General features: G+C 70.7%; 14 protein-coding genes. 10 read left to right on the top strand and 4 right to left on the bottom strand.

What is annotated here, in order from left to right; genetic code table 11:
- Positions 1-88: 88 nt before the first annotated feature.
- Positions 89-601, bottom strand: a complete 513-nt coding sequence (locus tag WMF39_RS49450; protein ID WP_437743389.1) for a hypothetical protein — start codon at positions 599-601, stop codon at positions 89-91.
- Positions 602-939: 338 nt separating this feature from the next.
- Here WMF39_RS49450 and WMF39_RS49445 point away from each other — a divergent pair, with 338 nt between their 5' ends.
- Entirely contained in the window at positions 940-1503 is a 564-nt protein-coding gene (locus tag WMF39_RS49445) for a GNAT family N-acetyltransferase (RefSeq protein ID WP_437743388.1), read from the top strand.
- 42 nt (positions 1504-1545) lie between these two features.
- On the opposite strand, the gene WMF39_RS49440 is transcribed toward WMF39_RS49445, so the two are convergent.
- On the bottom strand, positions 1546-3030 hold the full coding sequence (locus WMF39_RS49440) for a serine/threonine-protein kinase (RefSeq protein WP_437743387.1): 1485 nt from the start codon (positions 3028-3030) through the stop codon (positions 1546-1548).
- 263 nt (positions 3031-3293) lie between these two features.
- Here WMF39_RS49440 and hemL point away from each other — a divergent pair, with 263 nt between their 5' ends.
- Complete coding sequence (gene hemL, locus WMF39_RS49435; protein WP_437743386.1) at positions 3294-4607, top strand: glutamate-1-semialdehyde 2,1-aminomutase; 1314 nt, start codon at positions 3294-3296, stop codon at positions 4605-4607.
- Positions 4608-4746: 139 nt separating this feature from the next.
- Here the strand turns inward: hemL and WMF39_RS49430 are convergent, their stop codons facing one another.
- A complete protein-coding gene (locus tag WMF39_RS49430; RefSeq protein ID WP_437743385.1) occupies positions 4747-6504 on the bottom strand; it encodes an FG-GAP repeat domain-containing protein in 1758 nt (585 codons plus the stop codon).
- 275 nt (positions 6505-6779) lie between these two features.
- Here WMF39_RS49430 and WMF39_RS49425 point away from each other — a divergent pair, with 275 nt between their 5' ends.
- From WMF39_RS49425 to WMF39_RS49415, 3 genes are all read left to right on the top strand, one after another.
- Positions 6780-7382 (top strand): hypothetical protein, encoded by a 603-nt coding sequence (locus WMF39_RS49425; protein ID WP_437743384.1) that lies wholly within the window; start codon positions 6780-6782, stop codon positions 7380-7382.
- A gap of 14 nt (positions 7383-7396) precedes the next feature.
- Complete coding sequence (gene gcvPB, locus WMF39_RS49420) at positions 7397-8890, top strand: aminomethyl-transferring glycine dehydrogenase subunit GcvPB (RefSeq protein WP_012241772.1); 1494 nt, start codon at positions 7397-7399, stop codon at positions 8888-8890.
- 147 nt (positions 8891-9037) lie between these two features.
- Positions 9038-9346 (top strand): hypothetical protein, encoded by a 309-nt coding sequence (locus WMF39_RS49415; RefSeq protein ID WP_437743383.1) that lies wholly within the window; start codon positions 9038-9040, stop codon positions 9344-9346.
- A 170-nt stretch (positions 9347-9516) separates the two neighbouring features.
- Here the strand turns inward: WMF39_RS49415 and WMF39_RS49410 are convergent, their stop codons facing one another.
- Positions 9517-13347 carry a serine/threonine-protein kinase gene (locus WMF39_RS49410; protein ID WP_437743382.1) on the bottom strand — a complete coding sequence of 1277 codons (3831 nt, stop codon included), beginning with the start codon at positions 13345-13347 and terminating at the stop codon, positions 9517-9519.
- A 432-nt stretch (positions 13348-13779) separates the two neighbouring features.
- On the opposite strand from WMF39_RS49410, the gene WMF39_RS49405 reads away from it, so the two are divergent.
- The 5 genes from WMF39_RS49405 to WMF39_RS49385 all read left to right on the top strand — a co-directional run bounded on the left by WMF39_RS49405 (position 13780) and on the right by WMF39_RS49385 (position 22606).
- Positions 13780-14895: an ABC transporter ATP-binding protein gene (locus tag WMF39_RS49405; protein ID WP_437743381.1), complete on the top strand. Its 1116-nt coding sequence runs from the start codon at positions 13780-13782 to the stop codon at positions 14893-14895.
- Complete coding sequence (locus WMF39_RS49400; protein WP_012241768.1) at positions 14888-15781, top strand: ABC transporter permease; 894 nt, start codon at positions 14888-14890, stop codon at positions 15779-15781. Before WMF39_RS49405 ends, WMF39_RS49400 begins: the two co-directional genes overlap by 8 nt.
- Positions 15778-16608 (top strand): ABC transporter permease, encoded by an 831-nt coding sequence (locus tag WMF39_RS49395; RefSeq protein WP_437743380.1) that lies wholly within the window; start codon positions 15778-15780, stop codon positions 16606-16608. Before WMF39_RS49400 ends, WMF39_RS49395 begins: the two co-directional genes overlap by 4 nt.
- A gap of 670 nt (positions 16609-17278) precedes the next feature.
- Positions 17279-20236, top strand: coding sequence for a TonB-dependent receptor domain-containing protein (locus WMF39_RS49390; protein ID WP_437743379.1), 2958 nt, complete (start codon positions 17279-17281; stop codon positions 20234-20236).
- An 858-nt stretch (positions 20237-21094) separates the two neighbouring features.
- The gene (locus WMF39_RS49385) at positions 21095-22606 is read left to right on the top strand and encodes a flavin monoamine oxidase family protein (RefSeq protein ID WP_437743378.1); all 1512 of its coding nucleotides are present in this window, start codon (positions 21095-21097) and stop codon (positions 22604-22606) included.
- The last annotated feature ends 30 nt before the right edge of the window (positions 22607-22636 follow it).

The raw sequence follows: 22636 nt of genomic DNA, 5'->3' as shown, positions 1-22636 counted from the left end.
CACGACCACGTTCACGTTCGGGGCTAGGAGAACGCGGCGCGAAGACTGTTCGCAGCGCTGCTGCGCCGGCATCGCGCCGGCGCGGCGGCTACCTCCTCGCCCTGCGCCCGATCCCGCGCGCGTCGCGCCCGATCGGCTCGCCCAGCTCGAACGGCGGCTCGCCGGTCCTCGCCGGCGGCGCTTGCGGCTCGCCCGCCTCGAGCGGGCCGTGCGCGTGCTCGGCGTCGGCGATGGATGGATAGCGCTCCACGTCGCCGTCGACCTGGAAGCCCCCCTCGCGCGCCGGGCGCACCACGCGGCCGAGGACGAGCCCCTCGTCCCAGATGCCGCGGTGCTCGACCGCGATCGCAGCGCCCACCGCAACCTCGGAGAGCCGCGAGAGCGCGCCGTCCGGCCGCTTCGGCGTGGGCCGCCAGCGCAGGATCGTGTCCTCGTGAAGCACGACCACTGCGCGCTCGCCGGGCAGCTCGGAGATCCCGAGGGCAAAGCGCACGCGGTGCCCCGGTGCCCCGGAGCCCGCGCCGCGCCCGCCGCGGGCATCGCTCTCCGCCTCGTCGATCGCGGCGAGCTGCTCCGGTTGCGGATCCTCGAGCGGAGCCATGCGCCGTGTCCTCCCCCGCAGATCTCGGACGAGGTCGCCGCGTCGTCAAGCCCGCTGCGTCGCCCGCCTCCTCGCACGCGCCGGCTCGGACGGCGCGCGTCTTCCAGCCTCCAGCGCGCGCCGCGCACACCCCTCGCGCAGCGCCCGACGCCCACGACGCACAGCGAGGGACGCACAGCGAGGATCGGGCTCGAACGCCGCTCCAGGCGAGCACCGCTCCAGCGTCGAACGCCGCTCCAGGCGAGCACGGCTCCAGTCGAACGCCGCCCCGGACGGCGGTGGCCAGCGCCGTGTCCGACGCTTGACGTCCGCCGGACCTCCGCCCATCCCCTCGCCCGATGGTGTCGTTCGATCCGTTCCCCGCCCTGATGACGCCGCGCCTCCGCCTCCGCGCGATCGAGCCCGCCGACGCCGCGACCATCCTCCGCATCCACTCCGACCCGGAGGTGACGCGCTACTTCGGCCGCGCGCCCGACAGCTCGCTGGCCGACGCGGAGCAGCGCATCGCTACCATCCTCGCCGGGATCCGCGACGCCACATCCATCCGCTGGGGCATCACCCTCCACGAGAGCGGAGAGCTCATCGGGACCACGGGCTTCTGGCGCTGGCACAACCCCCATCGCTGGGCGGAGATCGGCTATGAGCTGCTGCCCGCGCTCTGGAACCGGGGCATCATGACCGAGGCGCTGCGCGCCATGCTCCCCTTCGGATTCGACGTGATGGACCTCCACCGCATCGAAGCGCACATCGATCCCGAGAACCGCGCCAGCATGCGCGTCCTGGAGCGGCTCGGCTTCGTGCGGGACGGGCTGCTCCGCGAGAACTGGTATTACAACGGGCGGTACACCGACACCGCGATCTACGGGCTCCTGCGCCGCGACGCCGACGGCGCCGCGAGGTGACCCGAGATCGCCCGAGCGGCCTGCGCGCGCTCCCCTCCCGCGCTATCTCGGCGCCGGCGCTCCCCTGCTGCCCGCCGGCGCCGCGGTCCCGGCCTCGCCCTTGCGCGCCAGGTTCAGCTGGATCCGCGCGGGGGACTCCGACGTGATCTGCACCGTCTGCGAGACGCCGTCGCTCGATCGCACGTCGACCGAGAGCGACACCCCCGGCATCGGCCGCGCGATGACCTGGCTGCCCACGCCGAGCACCACGCCGTTCAGCCGCACGACCGCGGCGCTCGGCTCGATCTGCACCGCGATCGGATCCACGAGCGACCGCTGATCCCTCGGCCGGCTCAGCGCGACGAACATGAGCGAGGCCACCGCGACGCCCGTGGACACCGAGGCCACGAGCCACGGCAGCGCCACCGGGCGCAGCGCGTCGCCGCCGGCGCGCATCAGCCCGCCGAGCCCCCGCCGCGGCTCCGATCGCACGCTCCGCCGGCCCTCGGAGGGCGGCCCCGCGGACAGCGTCGCGCCCGGCTTCGGCCGCCACCCCGCGCGCTGCTGCGGGGCGACGGCGGCCGCGATGCGCTGCCGCTCCTCCTCCATGCTCTCCCCGCAGCGCTCCAGGAGGAGCTCCGCCACGTGCGCGGGCGTCACCACGCCCGACCTGCGCATGAGGAAGTCCTCCAGCGCGCTCGCCATCTCGCCCGCCGTCTGGAAGCGCTTCCGCGGATCGCGCGCGAGCGCCTTCACGATGATCTCCTCGAGATCACGCGGGCAATGCGGCGCGATCAGCGTGGGCCGCGGCGGCTCCGGCACCCCGGTCTGCGGCAGCACGAGGTCGTGCAGCACCTGGAACGGGAGCGCGCCCGTCACCGCCTCGAAGAGCACCACGCCGAGCGAGAAGATGTCCGAGCGGCGATCGACCGGCTGGCCCTGCGCCTGCTCCGGCGACATGTACTCGCCCTTGCCCTTGATCTCGCCCGTCTGCGTCGTGTCGCCCAGGCGCTCGAACGCCTTCACGATCCCGAAATCAGCCACCTTCACCGTGCCGTCGCGATCGATGAGGATGTTCTGCGGGCAGACGTCGCGGTGCACGATGCCGAGCGGCTCCCCGCGGTCGTCGTGGAGGTCGTGCGCCGCGTGCAGCCCGTGCGCCGCGTCGGCCACGATGCGCGAGGCGATCGCCGGGGAGAGCGGCATCGGACGGAGGCCCGGCCGGAGCAGCTGCTGCATCGTCTGCCCGTCGATCCACTCCATCACGAGGAAGAGCACGCCGTCCGTGTCGCCGAGGTCGAGGATCTCGACCACGTTGCGGTGGTGGATCTTCGAGGCGAGGTTCGCCTCGTCGAGGAACATGCGCTGGAACTGCGGATCACGCGCGAGCGCCGGGATGAGCGTCTTCAGCGCGACGACCTTGTGAAAGCCGCGGGAGCCCTCCATGCGCGCGGCCCAGACCTGCGCCATCCCGCCTTCGCCGATGAGGCGCAGAAGCTCATATCGCCCGAGACGCTGCCCCGGAGCGGGGTCCTCGGAGATCCGCATGGCTCACCAGATGCTGGTGCTCGGGGAGCCGCGCCCGCGGTCCCCAGGAGCAGCCCGGCCGCGGGTCGCGGCCCCTCTCTCCAGACGATCACCATAGCCAAGCGCGACCGCGCCGGAAAGGCTCGTGTGGCGCGCCCGCGCCCGCGACGCCTCGATCCCGGCGTCCGCGATGCCCGCGACGCCCCGCGCGCGCCCTTCTCCGCTTCCCCTCGCCCGCGATCCGCGTCGCTCCCACGCCTCGCCCCTGCTATGGCCGGAGCACGATGACGAACGCGACAAGCGCTCCGCCCGCCCGCGCGGACCGGGCCCCCGCCTCCAAAGCCCTGTTCGATCGCGCCGCCGCCGTCCTGCCGGGCGGCGTGAACAGCCCCGTGCGCGCCTTCCGCGCCGTCGGCGGCGACCCCCTGTTCATCGCGCGCGCCCAGGGCGCGCGGCTGTTCGACGCCGACGGGGCCGAGTACATCGACTACGTCGGCTCCTGGGGGCCGGCCATCCTCGGCCACGCGGACCCCGCCGTCATCGAGGCCGTCCGCGAGGCAGCGCTCGGCGGCCTCTCGTTCGGCGCGCCGACCGAGCTCGAGGTCCGCTTCGCCGAGAAGATCCGCGAGCTCTACCCGAGCATCGACATGCTGCGCTGCGTCTCGAGCGGCACCGAGGCCACGATGAGCGCCATCCGCGTCGCGCGCGGCTTCACGCGCCGCGACACCATCATCAAGTTCGAGGGCTGCTACCACGGCCACGCCGATCACCTGCTCGTCAAGGCGGGCAGCGGGCTCGCCACCTTCGGCGCCCCCGACTCCGCCGGCGTCCCCGAGAGCATCGCCCGCACCACGCTGTCCTTGCCCTACAACGACCCGGCCGCCCTCGAGGCCGCCTTCGCCGCGCGCGGCGGCGACATCGCCGCGGTCATCCTCGAGCCCGTGGTCGGCAACATGGGCTGCGTCCCGCCCGAGCCCGGGTTCCTCGCCCTCGTCATCGACCTCTGCCGCAAGCACGGAGCGCTCTCGATCTTCGACGAGGTGATGACCGGCTGCCGCCTCGCCCGCGGCGGCGCGCAGGAGCGCTTCGGCCTCCGGCCGGATCTGACGACGCTCGGCAAGATCGTCGGCGGCGGCATGCCCCTCGCGGCCTACGGCGGCCGCGCCGACGTGATGCGCGTCGTCTCGCCGCTCGGCCCCGTGTACCAGGCGGGCACGCTCAGCGGCAACCCGCTCGCGGTCACGGCGGGGCTCGCGACGCTCGATCGCCTCACGCCCGCGCTCTACGAGCGGCTCGAGAAGCTCGGCGCTTCCCTCGAGGCGGGCCTCCGGGCCGCCGCCGAGGGCGCCGGCGCGGCCGCGTGCGTCCAGCGGGTCGGCTCGATGATCACGCTGTTCTTCACGAAGGGCCCAGTCCGCTCCTGGACCGACGCCGCCACGTCCGACACGAAGCGCTTCAGCGCCTTCCACGCGGCGATGCTCGCGCGAGGCGTCTACTGGCCTCCGTCGCAGTACGAGGCGGCGTTCCTGAGCGGCGCGCACTCGGAAGAGGACATCGAGCGGACGATCGCCGCCTGCCGCGAGGCGCTCGCGGCCTGAGGGCCGCGCCGGCCTCTCCCAGGAGGACCCCCGCGACGGCGAGGCCAGGACGGCGAAGGGCCGACCGCCGCGGCGATCGGCCCTCCCCGCGCCGGCGCTCCTTCTTCAGCGCCGGCGCGCGAACGGTCCTCGGAGCGTGTCAGTCCGCCGCGCGGACCCAGCCGTTTCTGTAGTAGTTGCCGCGCGCGGTCGGCCAGAGCAGGCAGTTCGTCGCCGATCCCGGCACCGTGTACACGTACGTGTTCGGCTCCGGGTCCGCCCCGTCCCACCCGATCTCGCGGAGCGACACGACGATCTCGATCGTCCCGTCGCCGTTCACGTCGGCGAGCGTCGGCACCGGCATCGCGCCGAGCCGCGGCAGCGCGATCTTGTGGAGGATCGTGCCGCCAGCGTCGAGGACGAAGAGGTGGCTCCTGTCCTCCTCGGTCGAGTAGGTGTTGAACACGACCTCGGGGATGCCGTCGCCCGACAGATCCCCGACCACGACGCCGCCCGTGAGCACCTGCGTGTCGTCCGTGTAGGTGACGTCCCAGAACTCGGTCTTGTCGGCGTAGACCGCGTGGATCCGCCCGTCCAGGCCCGCGAAGATCATCTCGGGCCCGGCGTGCGTCGCGTCGAGATCGGCCACGGTCACCTGCTGCGTCATGGCCACGATGTTGCCGTCGAAATCCTCGCCGCCGGACAGGTAGTCAGGCGCGTAGAACGGGCTCTCCCACCCCTCGATGCGGCTCGCGTCGTTGCGGACCGCCCACAGGCCGACGCCCTGGGACTGGTCATTCATGGCGACGTCCTCGGCCGCCGCGAGCATGATGATCTCCGGCGTGCCGTCGCCGTCGAGGTCCGCGATCGCAGGGGCCGAGTTCTTGAAATAGGCCTGCAGGTCGCTGCTGTCGCCGAAGCCCTGCTGCGCGAGCTCGAGATCGTGCATGTACCGCACGCCCGGCGTCTTCGGGCGGCCCTCGAACATGGGATTCGCGTCGAAGGCCTCTCCCGTGCCGTGGTAGAACCCGGCATAGGAGTTATCCATCGGCGAGACGATGTCCTGCGATCCATCGCCGTCGAGATCACCGATGGCCAGGTTCTGGTCGTAGGCGCCCACGATCCAGCACTCGGCGTCGTCGCTGCGGCGCGCGTCGCAGCCGATCGTCTGGCTCTCGATCGGCGGGAAGCCGGCGACCGCCGACCCGCTCGCGTGGAAGGCCATCAGGATGTCGGAGTAGTCGGGGGACCTGTCGGTGCTCGCGGCGACGACGTCGAGCTGACCGTCGCCGTCGATGTCGCCCGCGGCGAGGGAGCGGATCTCGTCGTTCCAGGTGACGGGCCAGCCGCTCACCAGCTGGCCGCTCGCGTCGAGCATGTAGATCGTGGTGCGCGCCGCGAAGACCACCTCGAGCTGCCCGTCGCCGCGGAAGTCCGCGACGATCGGGCTCGCCCAGATGCGGCCGTTCTGGCGCGACTCGTCGTACCGCCACTTCTGCTCGCCGTCGGGGCCCCAGACGACGACGTTGCCGTTGTGCGTCACCAGGATCTCCTGCTCGCCGTCGCCGTCGAGATCGGCGACCACCGGCGACCCGAGCCACGCGCTCTCGTCGTCGTCGGACAGCTGGAGGAGGAGCTGGGGCTCCGCGACGTCGGAGGAGCCGCTCGACGCCGGAGCGCACGACGCGGCGGCCGGCAGCGGCTTGGAGCCCCCACCGACGGGGGGGCGGTAGCCACCGGAGCCAGAGGAGCCACTGCCGCTGCCGCTGCCGCTGCCGGTGCCGGTGCCGGTGGTGGGAGAGGTGCCGTCGAGGTTGCCGAGCTGCCCTTCGCAGGCCGCGAGGGCGAGGACGCTGGTGAAGAGAGCGATTCTACCGGGAATTACAAAACCTCGGTTGGAGACAAGGGAGTTCATCATGCCAGGGAGCTTACCAGCGCTCCGGGCCCTACAAGGAGGTGGAAGCGGAAAATTGACGCAGTCGCGCACACGCCGAACGGTACGTTACGCTCCTCCTTCGGGCGCGCAGGTGGCACACCTCATTGCAGGAGGGAGGCAAGTACACGTTCGTGACGTAGCGCGCACGCGCCCCACCCCCGTTCCCGTTCCCCACCTCCGCTCGCGCCCCCGCGCGACGTCGGAGACGCATGGCGGGGGTATGGGTGCGGGTAGGTGCTGTGCTAGGCTCCGCCGCCATGAACGTATCGCGACGGCTTTGGATTGCTGGCGCCGCATGTGCCCTCCTGATGGGGACGACGGCGCTTGGCTGCAGCTCGAATCCCGCGCCCAAGACGGCCAAGGTGCAAGCCGGTGACATGCCCGAAGGCGGCGACTGGACGGGGGTCTATTACAGCGAGCTCTACGGCTACCTGCACCTCGTGCAGGACAACGACGCCATCGAGGGGCGCTGGATCCGTCCGGTCAAGGATCGCTGGGGCGTGCTGCACGGGACGGTGACAGGCGACCTCATCAAATTCACGTGGACCGAGCACACCATCGGCGCGATCGGGCAGAGCGCGACCAAGGAAGGCCGGGGGTACTTCAAGTACACGCGGCCGGAGGGCGAGAACGTCGACGACCGGCTGGCGGGCGAGATCGGCCGCAACAAGGACGAGGTCGGCGAGCCCTGGGAAGCGGTCAAGCAGCGCAACATGCTCCCGGATCTGAAGTCGATCGGGGGCTCCGGCGCCACGGACATGGGCGGCGGCGACTGGGACAGCGCGAACCAGGAGGAAGGCGCGCCCGAGCCGCCCGCCGCTCCCTCTGACGAAGCACCTGCCGAGCCCCCCGGCCTCTGACATAACAGCCCCCGATGACCCAACCGCAGCCTCGAGGCATTCAGTTCCGCGAACCCCCCATCTTCGAGCGTGGCACGCCGGGCAGGACCGGCGCGTCGCTCCCTCCGCTCGACGTGCCCGAGGTCGAGCCCGCCGCTCACTACGGCGCGCTCGCCCGCAAGGAGCCAGCCGGCCTGCCGGAGGTGAGCGAGCCGGAGGCCTTCCGGCACTTCATCCGGCTCTCGCAGTGGAACTTCTGCATCGACGGGCAGATGTACCCGCTCGGGTCGTGCACGATGAAGTACAACCCGAAGATCAACGAGTGGGCCGCGCGCATCCCCGGATTCGCGAAGCTGCACCCGATGACGCCCGACGAGCTCAGCCAGGGCTCGCTCGAGGTGATGTGGCGCCTGCAGGAGGCGCTCTGCGAGGTCAGCGGGATGGACGGCTGCTCGCTGCAGCCCTCCGCGGGCGCGCAGGGCGAGCTCGCCGGGCTGATGATGATGCGGGCGTTCCACGAGTCGAAGGGGCGCTCGCCGAGGAAGGTGTTCATCCCGGAGAGCGCCCACGGCACGAACCCGGCGAGCTGCGCGCTCAACGGGCTCGTGGCCGTCCGGATCGAGAAGACCGCCGACGGCATCACCCACCCCGAGCAGGTCCTCGCCGCGATCGAGCGCGAGGGGTCGGACGGCGACGTCTGCGGATTGATGATCACGAACCCGAACACCCTCGGGGCCTACGAGACGCACCTGCCGGCGATCATCAAGCTCATCCACGACAAGGGCGGGCTCGTGTACGGGGACGGCGCGAACACGAACGCGATCATGGGGCACGCGCGCCCGGGCGACGTCGGCATGGACGTCATCCACATCAACCTGCACAAGACGTTCACGACCCCGCACGGCGGCGGCGGCCCCGGCTCCGGGCCGGTCTGCTTCAAGAAGCACCTGGAGCCGTTCCAGCCCTCGCCTGTCCTCGTGCGGCGCGGCGACGCCTTCGCGTGGGACCGCGACCGGCCCCAGAGCGTCGGGCGGCTCCGGGCCTTCACGGGCAACTTCGGGATGTTCATCCGGGCGTACACGTACATCCGCGAGATGGGCGGCGACGGCCTCACGGCGGCGAGCAGCCTCGCCGTGCTCAACGCGCGCTACCTGTGGGCCAAGCTGAAGGACCACTACCTCGCGCCGGTGCCGCAGCCGTGCATGCACGAGGTGGTGCTCTCCGACAGCCAGCTGGAGAAGGAGACCGGGGTCAAGACGCTCGACGTCGCCAAGCGGCTGCTCGACTACGGCTTTCACGCGCCCACGGTCTACTTCCCGCTGGTCGTGCCCGGCGCCCTGATGATCGAGCCGACGGAGACGGAGACCCGCGAGACCCTCGACGAGTTCGTGGCCGCGATGCTCAGCATCCTCAAGGAGGCGCAGGAGACGCCGGAGGTCGTGAAGCAAGCGCCCCACGGCACGGTGGTCGGCCGCCTCGACGAGGCCCGCGCCGCGCGCCAGCCGCGCCTGCGATGGTCGAAGGCCTGAGCTCCCCGGAGGAGGCGGCCCGCGGTCGGCCTCCTCCGGCGGGCGGCGCCAGCCGGACGCGCGCTCCAAATTCGCGAATCTCCGCCAGACGCGACTACAATGAGCGCCGAGGGACCGCAGTGAGGCACCTCACGGGACGAGCGACGCGTGGCCGATACCGTTGAGAACGAAGGCGACATCGAGACGATCAGCCAGACCACCCCGGTCTCGGTCGGAGACAGCGTGCGCCTCGTGTTCCGTGCCTACGACGAGGCGACCCCGCCGTTCAACATCAAGATCCGCTCCCCGTCCGGGAAGATCATCATCGAGCGCGTGCTGCGCGATCTGCCCACCGGCAAGCCGCAGAGCGCCTCCCCCGTCGAGTTCAGCGCGTCGTCCCCCGGCGAGTACAAGATCGAGATCAAGCAGCTCTACGGCAAGGCGAAGGGCACGGCCGTCCTGCGCGTGAAGCCCTGAGACGCGCCCGCCGGCCCCCCTCCCCTTCCCTTTCCCCTCCCCCTACCGTCGCCGGAGCTCACCCGCACAGGAGACGGGTCCAGCTCGGTGTTTTCGGCGCGGAAGCGTACTCTTGTACGCTGAGCACCGAAAACGCCGAGCTGGGCCCGTATCCGAAGCGGGTGAGCCCGCTAGAAGCCGGGGAGGAGCATGGTGGTCATGCGGTCCGGGCTCACGATGCCCTGCTCGTGCATCCAGCCGTTCGCCGCCTCGACGGCGGCGCGGCCCTCGTCGCCCTTCAGCAGCTCGCCGTGGCGGCGCCGCGCCGCCGCGGCGTAGAGGGCCATGCCGGCGGCCTCGAAGCCGCGCACCGCGTCGGCGAGCTGCTGGACGGCCGCCTCTCCCTCGCCGCGGGCCGCGGCGATCGCGGCGCGCACCGCGGCCGCGAGCGGGTCGGCCCAGGGCATGTGCTCCGCGTCGATCTTGCGGGCGGCGCGCGTCGCCTCCTCGTACAGCGGCTCCGCGTCGGCCGGCGTGGACGCGGCGGCGGCGGCCAGCGCGGCGCAGGCCCGGAGGTGGGTGATGATGATGCGCACGGCCTGGATGCGCAGGACGAGCGAGCTCTCGAGGCCCGCCCGCTGCTCCGCGAAGAGGCGGTACGTCGCCTCGCCCTCGCCCCGGTACAGGCCGATGTGCGCGCGGGCGACGAGATCGAAGTAGCTCTGCAGCTGGAAGCCCGCCTTGGACCAGCTCCGGATGGCGTCCTGCGCCTGGCGCAGCGCGGAGTCGGGGTCGTCGCCGACGAGCCAGTAGGCGTTGCTCTGCGAGGAGCGGAGGCTCGTGGCGAGGTAGCGATCGCCGCGCTCGTCGGCCGCCTGCAGGTACATCGGGACCCGGCGCATGAACTCGCGCGTCTCGCCGCCGTACCAGAGCGCCCAGACCGAGAAGGTGTGCGCCCAGCTCCGCTCCCACGTGACGCCGGTGCAGCGCTCGCGAAAGATGGTGTCCGCCCGGTCGAGATCGGCCACGCCCTGCTGCCAGCGGCCGAACAGCGTCGCGGTGACGCCGCCGACGAAGCCGACGAGGCCGAGCGCGTGAGGCCTGCCGATGCGCGCCGCGATCGCGCTCGCCGTCGAGAGCAGGTCGGCGACGCGGGACGCGGACGGGCCGCCGTCGATCGCGAGGTAGGTCGCCTCGAAGGCGAGCGCGCGCGTCACGCGGTACGGCTCGCCCGCCTTGAGCGACAGGAGGAGGTTGCGCGCCTGGAAGTCGGCGCCGCGCGTGGGATCGACGATGGCGAGCCCCATCGCCGCCGACCAGCAGACGTCGATGCGCATGAGGTCCTCGGGCGAGACCTCGTCGGCGGGGCGCTCGACGAAGTTGAGCCCGCGCAGGCGCACCTGCGCGCGCCGCAGCATCAGCGACGCGACCGCGAGCTCCGGCGTCTTCGGCACCTGCATGCCGACCGCGCCGAGCACCGAGCGCAGGCCCGCCATCCCGGCGTCGACGTAGCCGGCGCGGAGCAGGTTCTCCGCGGCCCGGCGGCCGAGATCGATCGCCTCGGACTCCGGGGCGCCGTCGCTCGCGGCCATGTAGGCCTCCGCTGCCTTGGCGCCGCGCCCCGCGCTGCTCAGGGCGTCGCCGAGCTTGGCGAGCACGACCCGCCGCTCCGCCGCGCCAGGCAGGTGGAGGTCGATCGCCATGCGGTAGAGGCGCGCCGCGTGGTCGAACGCGAACGCGGCCTCGGCGTGCTCGCCGGCGCGCACGGCGTAGCCGGCGGCGCGCTCGGGGTCCCCGGCGGCGCGCCAGTGCTCGGCCAGCGCCTCGAGCTCCGCGCGCCCCGAGGCCTCCAGCGCCAGCGCGAGCCGGCCGTGCCAGCTGCGCGCCGCCTGCTCGTCGAGCCGGCTCGCCACCGTCTCCCGGATGCGGTTGTGGAACGGCTCGAGGAACTCGTCCTGACCCGAGCCGCCGGTCCGCACGAGGTTCGCCGCGCGCAGGGCCGAGAGCACCCGCGTGAGCTCCCCGAAATCCGCCGCCATGGCGTGCGCGGCCACCGACGTCAGCACCGGCGCGCCGGCGCACACGACGAGCTCGAGCAGCTGGCGCGCCCGCGGGTCGAGCCGGCTGATCCGCGCCCAGAGGACGTCATCGAGGCGCACCGGGCCGCCGTCGGCGTCCGGGGACATCATCCTGTGGCGCAGGAGCGCGTCGATGAACAGCGGGTGGCCGCCGGCCTCCTGCGCGATCGCCTCGATGCTGAGCGGGTGGCCGACCTGGGCGCCCCGGAGGAGGAGCGCGCAGAGCTCCTGCGCCTCCGCGAGCGACAGGCGGTGGACGATGATGTGCCCGAGCGAGTCGATCGGCACCCCGAGCTGCCGCGAGACGGGCGGCGCGGTCTCCGAGGCGGTCCGCACCGTCGCCACGAGCATCATCGCGCGCGGGCGCGAGGGGTCGCCCAGCGCGCCCGAGGACACGGGCCCATCGAGGCCGGCGAACGAGCCGGGCCTGGTCGCGGCGTGGAGATCGGCCTCGGTCCACGGGCGCATCACCTCCGAGAGCAGCGCGACGCTGTCGGCGTCAGCCCACTGGAGATCGTCGATCGCGAGCACGAGCGGCCGCTCGGCCGCGAGCCGGCCCAGCAGCTCCCGAAGCGCGGCGAAGACGAGGGCGCGGATCTCGGGCGGGTCGATCGCCTTGCGCCGAGCGCGCGCCTCCGTGATCGCCGGGACCGTCCGGAACACCGGGAACACCGTGCCGAGCAGGCCCGCGTTGGGCGGCAGCAGCGCCTTGACCTGCTCGGGGGGGCGGCGCACGAGGTGCCGGCTCAGCCCGTCGATGAGCTCGTCCACCGCCTTGTAGGGGACCGCCTCGCGCTCGTAGCAGCGCCCCGCGAGGACGAGCGCCTCCTTGTCGATGCGCTCCAGGAACCGGCGCAGGAGCGCGCTCTTGCCGACGCCCGACTCGCCCTCGATGAACCGCGTGACCGCGCGCCCGAGCTTCGCCTCCGCGAACGCGCCCTCGAGCGCGGCGAGCTCGCTGCGCCTGCCGACGAAGCCGATGCGCTGCGAGAGGACGGGCGGCTCCTCGATGAGCTCCTGCACCTGCAGCCGGCGCAGCACGTCGCGCGCCGTCGGCCGGGCGGCCGGGTCGATGCGGAGCATGTCCACGCAGAGCTCGTCGATGTCGGCGGGCATGTCCTCGACGAGCCGGCTCGGCGGCGGAGGCTCCGCTCGCCGCATCATGTCGAGCGCCGCCTTGGGCGCCGTCTGGAACGGGTAGACGCCGGTCAGCGCGAGGTAAAGCATGACCCCGACACTGTAGATGTCCGCCTCGGGCCCGGCCGCCTTGGCCTCGGCCTGCTCGGGCGCCATGTAATGGAGCGTTCCGACGACGGCCTGCTCGCGCCCTGTGCCGCTCGCGTCGGCGACGAAGCCGAAGTCGAGGAGGACCACCCGCTCTTCCGCGGTGACGAGGACGTTGGAAGGCTTGATATCGCGGTGAACCTTGTAAGCCGCATGCACCGCCGCGAGCCCCTGGGCGAGCTGCGCCAGGGCCGAGCGGAGGCGGGCCTCGTGGAAGGGGCGCTTGATCCGGGGCTGTGGCTCCGAGGCAGGGCCCTGCACAGCAGACCACATGGGGCTCGACGGCAGGGTCGAGCGGCGCCCGACGCCCGCGGGCTCGCCCCTCGGCCCGGCGTCGCCCTCCTCGTGGACCCGCACGTGGACCACGAAGTCGACGCCGCGGATGAGCTCCATCGTGAAGAAGAGCTGCCCTTCTTCCTCGTGAAGCTCGCCGAGGCTGACCAGGTTCGGGTGCTGGATGTCCTGGAGCGCGCGGAACTCGTTCTTGAACCGGAGGCGCGCGTCGGCGCTCAGATTCCGGAGGATCTTGAGCGCGACCCGCCCCTTCCGCTCGCGGTCGAAGGCCTCGTAGACAACCCCCATCCCGCCGCGGCCCACGACGCGAACGACCTGGAAGCGACGCGTGCCTCCAAACTCGGGTCTCGCGTTCCTCAGGCCCATGCGTGGGACCAAGAAATCACCGGCGCCGAGCGGTGGCAAGCAGCGCGTGGGGAACACGCGGCGAACGCGTGGGGAACACGCGGCGAACGCGTGGGGAACGCGCAGCGAACGCGCGGGGGGCGCGCAGCGAAGCGCGCCCGGACGCGCACGGGAAGCGCGCTCCGAACGCATTGGGCGCGCTCCAGCGGCGCGCGAGCCCTGCGCGGCGCTGCAGCGCGCCGCGAGCAGGATCGGCAGAAAGGTGGCACGCCCAGGGGAAGGGCGGTAGCGTACGCCGCCTGCGAGCGAAAAGAGCCCGGCCGGGCGCGCGCCGCTCAGCCGGTCAGCCCGGCGCGCGCCCAGTTGACAACGGGAGGGCATCATGGTCTGCGTAGTACGCTCCGAGGCTTCGGAAGCGGTTCGGAAAGCGCCACGCGCAAAGGGTTTGCTGGGGTGATCCAGAGGTTGAGAGACTTCTTCTCGTCGTCGGGGCAGCGCAGCATGGCGCCCCTGACCGAGAGCGCGGCCGACCGCAACCCGGGATGCAGCCTCGTTGTAGAGAACGTCAGCAAGAGCTTCGGTAAGACACAGATACTGAACGACGTGTCGTTCACGGCGGAGGCCGGCGAGTTCGTCACGCTCCTCGGGCCTTCCGGCTGCGGCAAGACGACGCTGCTCCGCATCATCGCGGGGCTCGATCGCGCCGATCGGGGGCAGATCCTGCTCGCGGGCAGGGCGGTTGACCACCTGCCGGCGAACCGCAGGCCGGTGAACACCGTGTTCCAGAACTACGCGCTGTTCCCGCATCTGACCGTGTTCGAGAACGTGGCCTTCGGCCTGAGGTCGCGCAGCTTCCCTGATCCCGAGGTGCGCGAGCGCGTGCGTTCGAGCCTCTCGATGCTGAAGCTCGATGACCTCGCGGAGCGGTATCCGCACCAGATCTCGGGCGGTCAGAAGCAGCGAGTCGCGCTCGCGCGCGCGGTCGTCAACGAGCCTGAGGTGCTGCTGCTCGACGAGCCGATGTCGGCGCTCGACGCGAAGCTGCGCGCCGAGGTGCAGCTCGACCTGCGCCGGCTCCAGCGCGCGCTCGGGAAGACGTTCGTGCTCGTCACGCACGATCAGGACGAGGCGATGACCGTCTCGGACCGCATCGTGCTGATGAACAAGGGCCGCATCGAGCAGCAGGGGGCGACGGCCGAGGTGTACGAGCGGCCGCAGAGCCGCTTCGCCGCCGAGTTCTTCGGCGCGGCCAACCTCATCTCCGCGCAGCGCGTCGGCGCCACGCTCGTCTTCACGACGGTGGGCGCGCTGAGGGTGCAGACCAAGCCTCAGTGGGAGTACGGCACGCTCGCGATCCACCCCGAGTGGATCGAGCTCTGCGAGAACGAGCCGGCGGAGAACGGCGTGCGCGGCGTGGTGAAGGAGAGCTTCTACCGCGGCGATCACGTGGAGCTCATCATCGAGCCCGGGCCGCTGCGCGTGCAGCTCAGCCCCCGCTCGCGGCTCAAGCCCGGCTCCTCGGTCTGGCTCGCCCTGCCCGCCGAGCGGCTCGAGGTGCTCAGTGACTGAGCCGACGGTCTGGTATGGCCAGCTCACGACGCGGCGCAGGCTCCTCGCGCGGGGGTCGCTGCTCATCGCGGGCGGCGTCTCCTGGCTGTCCGTGTTCCTCCTCTTGCCGAGCCTGGCGCTCCTCGTCGTGTCGTTCCTCAAGCGCGACGCGGACGGCGCCCTGCTCTGGGAGCTGTCGTTCGAGTCGTTCGAGCGCATCTTCGGCTCCGCGTCCGGCGAGAACGCGCGCATCCTCATCAGGAGCATCGTCCTCGCGCTGGTCGTGACGACCGCCTCCGTGATGCTCGCCTATCCGATGGCCTTCTTCATCGCGCGCGGCTCGCGTCGCCGGCGCTTCTTCTGGCTCGCGCTCATCATCGTCCCGCTCTGCACGAACCTCGTGATCCGCACGTTCAGCTGGAAGCTCCTCCTGTCGGCGCAGCTCCTGCCTGCCAAGCTCGCCGCCTGGCTCGGGTGGATCGACCCGGGCCGCGACGTCTATCCCAGCTGGACGGCGGTCACGATCGGCCTCGTCGCGGCCTCCCTCCCGTTCGCCGTGGTCCCCCTCTACACGAGCATCGATCGTCTCGACTGGTCGCTCGTCGAGGCCGCGCAGGACCTCTATGCGTCGCGGCTGCGCATCTTCCTCGCCGCGATTTTGCCGCAGACCCTCCCCGGCCTCAGCGTCGCAGTCCTCCTCACGTACGTCCCTGCGATGAGCGTCTTCGTGGTGAGCGACATGCTCGGCGGCGCGAAGCACTGGCTGATAGGGAACCTCATCCAGCACCAGTTCGGCCCGGGGAGGAACATCCCTTACGGCGCGGCGCTCAGCCTGGTGCTCATCGTTCTGACGCTGGGCGGCGTGTCCCTTTACCGCCGGAATGGGCGCTCCGTGGAGATCCTGTGAAGCTCGGCCGGGGCCTCTGGCGCGCGCTGACGACGATCGCCGCCTTCCTCGGCTTCGCGCTCCTCTACCTGCCGCTCTTCGCGGTCGCCGTCTACTCGTTCAACGCCGCGGAGCGGGGCCTGCTCTGGACCGGCTTCTCGGTTCGCTGGTACCTCGATCTCTTCGCCGATCCCGAGACCAACCGGCGCGCCATGGAGATCCGCGAGGTCGCCGTGAACACCCTGATGCTCGGCGGCGCCTCCACGCTCATCGCGACGGTCCTCGGGACGCTGCTCGCTCTGGGGATGCACTTTCCGTGGCCGAGCTCCGTGAGTCGCGTGTTCGAGTCGATCGTGGACATCCCGGCGGTCGCTCCCGACATCACGTTCGCGGCGGTGCTGGTCATGGCGTTCAACGTGCTCCGCCGCGTGGTGGACCATTGGTTCGAGCCCAGCATGACGACGATGATCATCGGTCATGTGACGTTCGAGATCGCGTTCGTGACGCTCATCGTCCGCAGTCGGCTCGTCGCCATCGGGCCGACGCTGAGCGAGGCCGCGATGGACCTCTATGCGTCGCCGTGGATCCACTTCCGGAGGGTCACGCTCCCCCTCCTGTGGCCGGCGATCGTGGGGGGCGCCATGCTGGCGTTCACGCTGTCGCTCAACGACTTCGTGATCAGCTTCTTCACGTCCGGCCCGCGCTCGGTCACGCTCCCGCTCTACGTCTACCAATCTCAGATGCGAGGCGTGCGGACCGACCTGTTCGCGATTTCAACGCTCCTCCTGATCGGCGTGGCGGTGTCCATCGTGCTCCTGGAGCGGCTCACCCGCTGGAGGCACAATTGAGCCGCCGGCCCGGGCTCGCGGCGGAGGCGGCGGAGCTCGGTGGAGGCGGCGCGCCGGGCGGCCAAGGGGCTCGCGCGCGCCGCGCGGAGCCCGGCGGACTCCTGCGCGTCAGCGCAGCGATGCACCGCCCTTGTTCACCTTGGCGCTGGGCCTGACCAGCGCTCCACCTCGCTCTGGCTCGCGCGGCCCGGCCCCGGGGCGCCGAGCTCGAGCGCTTGCCTGACGGCGCCTCCTGCGGGGCGCCGGGCCCGGACCGCGCGCCGCCCCGGGTTTCGCTCACTCTGTCATGCGCTCCGCGCACGGCGCCTACACAGCGGCGTCCACGCCGGCGTGAGGTCCCCGGCCGCCTGTGCGAACAGGTTGGATCAGCTGACGGCTTACGGTAAGCTGACCCGGCAATGCGGCTGTTTCGTCCCAAGCTCGCCGGGTTTTTGCGTGACGGCTGGACCCGGCGGACGGCGCTTTGCGCTCCACTTCGACCGTTGGGAATCGAGATCGAAAGATGAGCTTTCGTCGCTCCGCACTCCTACTCATACTCGTAGCACTCCTCACATTCTCCGGTCGGCCTGCCTGGGCGGATGATCTGGCCGATGAGGCCGATCTGCACTTCAGGATCGCCACGGAGCGCTATTCGGCGCGTGACTACCGGGGCGCCCTGGAGCACTTCCTGGTGTCGAACCGGCTTGTCCCGAACCGAAACGTCATCTTCAACATCGCCCGAACTTACGAGGCTCTCCAGGAGTATCCAGACGCATTTCGCTACTACGTTCAGGCGCTCGATCTCGAGCCCAACGCCGCGCGCAGGCCGGCCATCGAGGAGGCGCTCGCGCGCATCCGGCCCAACGTCGCCGTCATCAACGTGACGACGGACCCGCCCGGAGCGACGGTGTACATCAACCGCCGCGATCTCGGCGGCCGCGGCAACACGCCCCGCCTCCTCGGCTTCCAGCCCGGCAAGCACAAGATCATCGTCGATCTCGAGGGGTACGAGCCGGCGGAGGTCGAGAACGTCGAGGCGAAGATCGGCGAGCAAACGAACGTCGCGGTCAAGCTGAAGCGCATCGTCGGGACGGTGCGCGTGGTCGGTGAGATGGCGGGCACGACGGTGCGGGTCAACGACGCGAGCGGCCCCCCGGCGTGCACCGCGCCGTGCGATCTCACGCTGCCTCCTGGCCGGCACCGCCTCTACCTTTCGCAGGAGGGGTATCAGCCGTCGGAGCAGGACGTGAACGTGGCGGCCGCGAGCACGGTGACCGCGCGTTACCGGCTCAACCCGCTCACCGGCAGCCTCGTCGTCAACGCCGATGAGCGCGACGCGCTCGTCGAGGTCGACGGAAAGCCGATGGGCTTCACGCCCGCGGTCCTCAACGTGCAGAGCGGCCAGCGCCGCGTGCGCGTCTCGCTGCGCGGCTTCCGCCCGGTCGAGCAGACAGCGAACGTGGTGGCCGCGCAGCAGACCCGGATCGACATCTCCCTCCGGCAGCTCGAGGAGGTCGAGGCCGCGTCGCGTACGGCAGAGGCCGTCGAGGACGCGCCCGGCTCGGTCACGATCATCTCGGGCCAGGAGCTCCGCGCGATGGGGTATCCGACGGTCGCCGAGGCCTTGAGGGGCATGCGCGGCGTCTACACGACGTACGACGGCACCTACTCCTGGGTTGGCATCCGCGGGATCAGCATCCCTGGCGACTACAGCAACCGCGTGCTCGTGCTGCTCAACGGGCACTCGATCAACGACACCTGGGACGGCCTCGCCTTCGCCGATCAATCGGCGCGCACCGACCTGGAGGACGTCGAGCGGATCGAGGTCGTCCGTGGCCCGGGCTCGCTGCTCTACGGTACGGGCGCGTTCGTCGGCGTCATCAACATCGTGACCAAGGGCCGCCCGACGTCGTTCGGCGCGGGCGTCGGCGTGGGCGCGGCGCAGCACGGCTTCATCCGCGGCCGCGCCCAGGCGCAGGTGCCCTTCGGGCGCGACTCCGGCATGTGGCTGTCGGTCGCCGGCGGCCACGGTCAAGGGCGAGACTACTTCCTGCCGATCCTGCCCGGACTCGATGAGCAGTGGAAGAACAAGGATGGCATCTCCCGCGACGCCGACCACTTCAATGTCGGGACGATCCAGGGACGGCTCTGGTACAAGTCCCTCTCGGCGCAGGTGTTCTACAACGAGCGCAGGAAGGCGCTCCCGAGCGGCGCCAACAAGACCGTCGTCGGCGACGACAGGACGTTTTACCGCGACAGGCGCGGGTTCGCCGAGGTCACGTTCGCGCCGCGGATCTCGGACGTCTTCTCGACGGTCACCCGCGTGGCCTACGATATCCAGTTTTATGACGACACGCTGTGGCTGGTGGACGACAGCACCGGCACCAGGATCTCCGATGTCGAGCAGTACCAGGACATGTTTTTGCTCGCGGATCAGCGATTCGAGATCACCCCGTTTCCACAGCTGAAGGTCACCGTGGGCGTCGAGGGCCAGATGCACTTCGTCGGCAGGCAGCGCATCGAGGAGACCGTCTGCGTCCCCGACCAACCCTGCACCGACTCGCTCATCCTCCCCGTCCCGGTCGAGAGACAGGACGTTGACCAGGATGGTAACGTTGAGGCGCCTGCTGCTGGCGCCAGCAGCGATGACGATGATGATCTCAACAACGACGGCATGATCAACAAGGATGATGTCGCCATCTTCAATGCGCGAGATGACGGTCTGTTCGACGCGCACCCTTACCAGATCCTCGCCGGCTACGGCGTCGTCGACTTCGTCCCGTCCGACCGCGTCCGCATCTCCGCGGGTGCTCGTATCGACTATTACAACTATAGCAGTGACGAGGCGCAGAAAAAGCTCAGCTTCAACTCCGGGATCAGCCCGCGTATCGCGCTCGTCGTCAAGCCCTACGAAGGGGGCAACCTGAAGGTGACCGGCGGCCGCGCGTTCCGCGCTCCGCCCATCTACGAGCTCTTCCTGCAGGTGCCCGTAGGCAATCTTGCCCCGGGGTACAATCCCGATGAGGCGGAGGAAGAGCGGATCGGTCCCGAGAGCGTGCTCTCGGGAGAGGTCGAGTTCACGCACCGCCTCTCGTCCACGCTCTCCCTGCTCGGCGCGGGGTACGTGAACTACATGACCGACATGATCGCGCAGACCGGCGACTTCACGGCGGATAAGCCGGGGAGGTACGACAACACCAAGGAGCCGATCCTCGTGCTGGGCGCGGAGGCCGAGCTGCGCCGCGAGTGGCGCCAGGGGTGGATGGCCTCTCTCTCCTACTCCTATTCACGGGCGAGGTACCTCGATAAAGGAGACGTCGACGAGGTGCTCAAGAAGGTGCCCAACTCGCCGGAGCACATGGCCGCCGTCAAGGGGACCGTGCCGCTGTTCGGGAAGGCGCTGATGCTGTCGACGCGCCTCACCGTCGAGTCGCCGCGCATCGACAAGACCCTGACGGAGACCGACCCCGCGGTGATCTGGGACGTCGTCCTCTCCGGTCAGACGGACGTGGCCGGCCTCCGCTACAACATGGGCGTCTACAACGTCGCCGACTGGGAGTACGAGGCCCCCATCTCGCCCCAGTTCACGGCGACCAGGATGCCGCAGGCAGGCCGCACCTTCCTCCTCTCTGCCAACCTGAACTTCTGATCATCGCGCGGCCGTCCTGGCCGCGCGCGCTCTCCACCTCACGCCCATCACCCCTCGGCGCTCCGCCCCCGCGCCGCCCCGCTCGACCGCGGCGCAGGGCGGGCAGCGCAGCGCGCAGCCTCGCGCCCCGCGTCCATCGACCGGCGTCGCCCTGGCGGCCACATCCATTCCAGGCGTGGCGCAAGCCACACCTGCGGTACCGTTCCACTCTGGCAGGAGCTCCACCGCTGCACGCGGTTCGCGCCACGCTCGAATTCAGCGTCTCACGTGAACTCAGCGCCTGGGCCGGCCTCGCATGTCATGCAGCGCTCTCGTGTGTTTCCTTGCCTGACGCAAATCGTGCGCCGCGGCGCAAATCACGCACGTTCCTCCGCAATCCACGATCGACGCGCGATGGTGAGGAGCGGTGCGTTCGCTTCATGGCCGTCGCCGGAAACGCTGCGATCTGACGGCGCGCGGCCGCGCGGCCGCGCGCTGCGCGCCACGTGTCACGCGCCACGTAACCAAGTGACCACATCATCGGACGCCCGCACACTCTTGTGACAATCCGCGCGGTCATGATTTTGCTTGAAAGCAAAACATCGCTTGTCCATCATGGTCACTCGTGAATATCCGCTCCTCGACCTCGGATCACGCGACGCACGGCGCGCGCGGTCCGGAGCGACGGCGGAACGACGGGCGCGCCGCTCGGCGGAGCGCGCCGCGAATGGGAGCGATCAGGAGAGCGATGGGCGCCGATTTTCGCGCCGAACCGTAGGCCACGAGGGGAGCGCGCGTCGGGTCTGCCACCCGCGGCGCGCCGTCTCAACGGCGTTTTTGCCAACCTGACGATCGTCAGCCAGCCCGAGCAAGAGGTCCATGTTGCCCGACCGCCCGATCGATGTTCCCGAGCAGCCGTTCGCTTCCGTCTACGACCGGCGTCGCCTCGCGGCCGCAGGGGAGATGTTGCCACAGATGTGGGACACCCTACCTGAGTGGCCGAGCGTCGGCGGCGGACGCCGTGTCATCGTGCTCGGCGGAGGAATTTCAGGGCTGTGCACCGCATGGTCGCTGCGGAAGGCCGGGTTCGACCCGATCATCCTCGAGCGGAATGACCGTGTGGGCGGCCGCTTCTACACGCTCCGGAACCACTTCGGCGACCAGTACGCCGAGCTCGGCGTCACCCGGATCGCCGACACCCACGTCCTCACGCTCGCCTATGCGCGCCACTTCGGGCTGGAGATCCTCGAGTATCCGCTCGACGCGACGCAGCTGTACTACGTCATGGGCCATCGCTTCCTGAGCACCTCGCGGGGCAAAGCGCACTATCCTGCCGACTTTCCGCTCTCTCCGGAAGAGCGGGACATCGACGCGGAGTCCCTCAACCTGCAGCTCGCGGCGAAGGCGTTCTCGGTGATCGGCGACCCGCGGGACACGCAGTGGCCACCGGCCACCGTCCGCAAGGACTTCTCGGGCGAGACGTTCTACCGCAGCCTGGATCGGACCGGGGCCTCGCACGCCGCGAGGGAGATCTGCCGCGCGTACGAGGGGACGGAGATCGAGATGTTCAGCGGCCTCGCCTGGTCGGCGAACCAGCGGCTCGACGCCAAGTGGTTCCACACCTACGCGATCGCCGGCGGGAACGACCGGCTGACCACCGCGTTCGCCGACGATCTCGGCGATCGCATCCTCAAGGGGGCCCATGTGCAGCGGGTGATCTCCCGCGAGGACGGCGTGACCGTCGAGTTCCTCAGGAACGGGGACCCCGAGACGATCGAGGGCGACTTCGTGGTGTGCGCGCTCCCCCACCGCATCCTGCTCGAGGTCGCGTTCGACCCGCCGCTCTCCGGCCCCAAGCACCGCGCCGCGTCGGAGATCCCGATGTTCACCGTCACGCGCCTCAACTTCCAGTTCTCGCACCGGTTCTGGGCGGATGAGGGCATCATCGGGCTGCTCGCGGCCTGCACGACCACGCCCATCGAGCGCCTGTGGGACCTGACCTCGCTCCAGCCCGGCTCCTCGGGCATCCTCACGGCGTACGTGCAGGACCGCAACGCCGCGGCGCTCGACGAGCTGCCCACCGCGGCCGATCGCATCGAGTTCGGGCTCAAGACGATGGAGTCGTTCTTCCCGAACGCTCGGCAGTACTTCCAGAAGGGGCTGTCGTTCTCGTGGCACCACCAGCCGTACACGCGAGGCGGCTGGCCCGCGTACCGGCCCGATCAGACCGATCTGATCGCGGATCTCCAGCGCGGCGAGGGGCGCATCGTCTTCGCCGGCGATCACACGTGTCTCTACACGGGCTGGGCGCAGGGTGCCCTCGAGTCGGCGCACTTCGCCACGGCCGAGGTGATCGCGGCGGCTCGCGGGTCGATCGAGCCGACCACCTGAGCGAGCTCGCCAGGCGCCCCCCGGCGCGAC

The organism is Sorangium sp. So ce1504 (genome assembly GCF_051521635.1).
Taxonomy (GTDB): Bacteria; Myxococcota_A; Polyangia; order Polyangiales; family Polyangiaceae; genus Sorangium; species Sorangium cellulosum_B.
This window is presented reverse-complemented; position numbering and strand designations above follow the sequence as displayed.

What these genes read in the sequence shown, in the direction of transcription:
- gcvPB (WP_012241772.1), top strand. Translation starts at nt 7,397, where the DNA reads ATGACCCAACCGCAGCCTCGAGGCATTCAGTTCCGCGAACCCCCCATC.
- WMF39_RS49425 (WP_437743384.1), top strand. Translation starts at nt 6,780, where the DNA reads ATGAACGTATCGCGACGGCTTTGGATTGCTGGCGCCGCATGTGCCCTC.
- WMF39_RS49410 (WP_437743382.1), bottom strand. Translation starts at nt 13,347, where the DNA reads ATGGGCCTGAGGAACGCGAGACCCGAGTTTGGAGGCACGCGTCGCTTC.
- hemL (WP_437743386.1), top strand. Translation starts at nt 3,294, where the DNA reads ATGACGAACGCGACAAGCGCTCCGCCCGCCCGCGCGGACCGGGCCCCC.
- WMF39_RS49430 (WP_437743385.1), bottom strand. Translation starts at nt 6,504, where the DNA reads ATGATGAACTCCCTTGTCTCCAACCGAGGTTTTGTAATTCCCGGTAGA.
- WMF39_RS49450 (WP_437743389.1), bottom strand. Translation starts at nt 601, where the DNA reads ATGGCTCCGCTCGAGGATCCGCAACCGGAGCAGCTCGCCGCGATCGAC.
- WMF39_RS49385 (WP_437743378.1), top strand. Translation starts at nt 21,095, where the DNA reads ATGTTGCCCGACCGCCCGATCGATGTTCCCGAGCAGCCGTTCGCTTCC.
- WMF39_RS49445 (WP_437743388.1), top strand. Translation starts at nt 940, where the DNA reads ATGGTGTCGTTCGATCCGTTCCCCGCCCTGATGACGCCGCGCCTCCGC.
- WMF39_RS49440 (WP_437743387.1), bottom strand. Translation starts at nt 3,030, where the DNA reads ATGCGGATCTCCGAGGACCCCGCTCCGGGGCAGCGTCTCGGGCGATAT.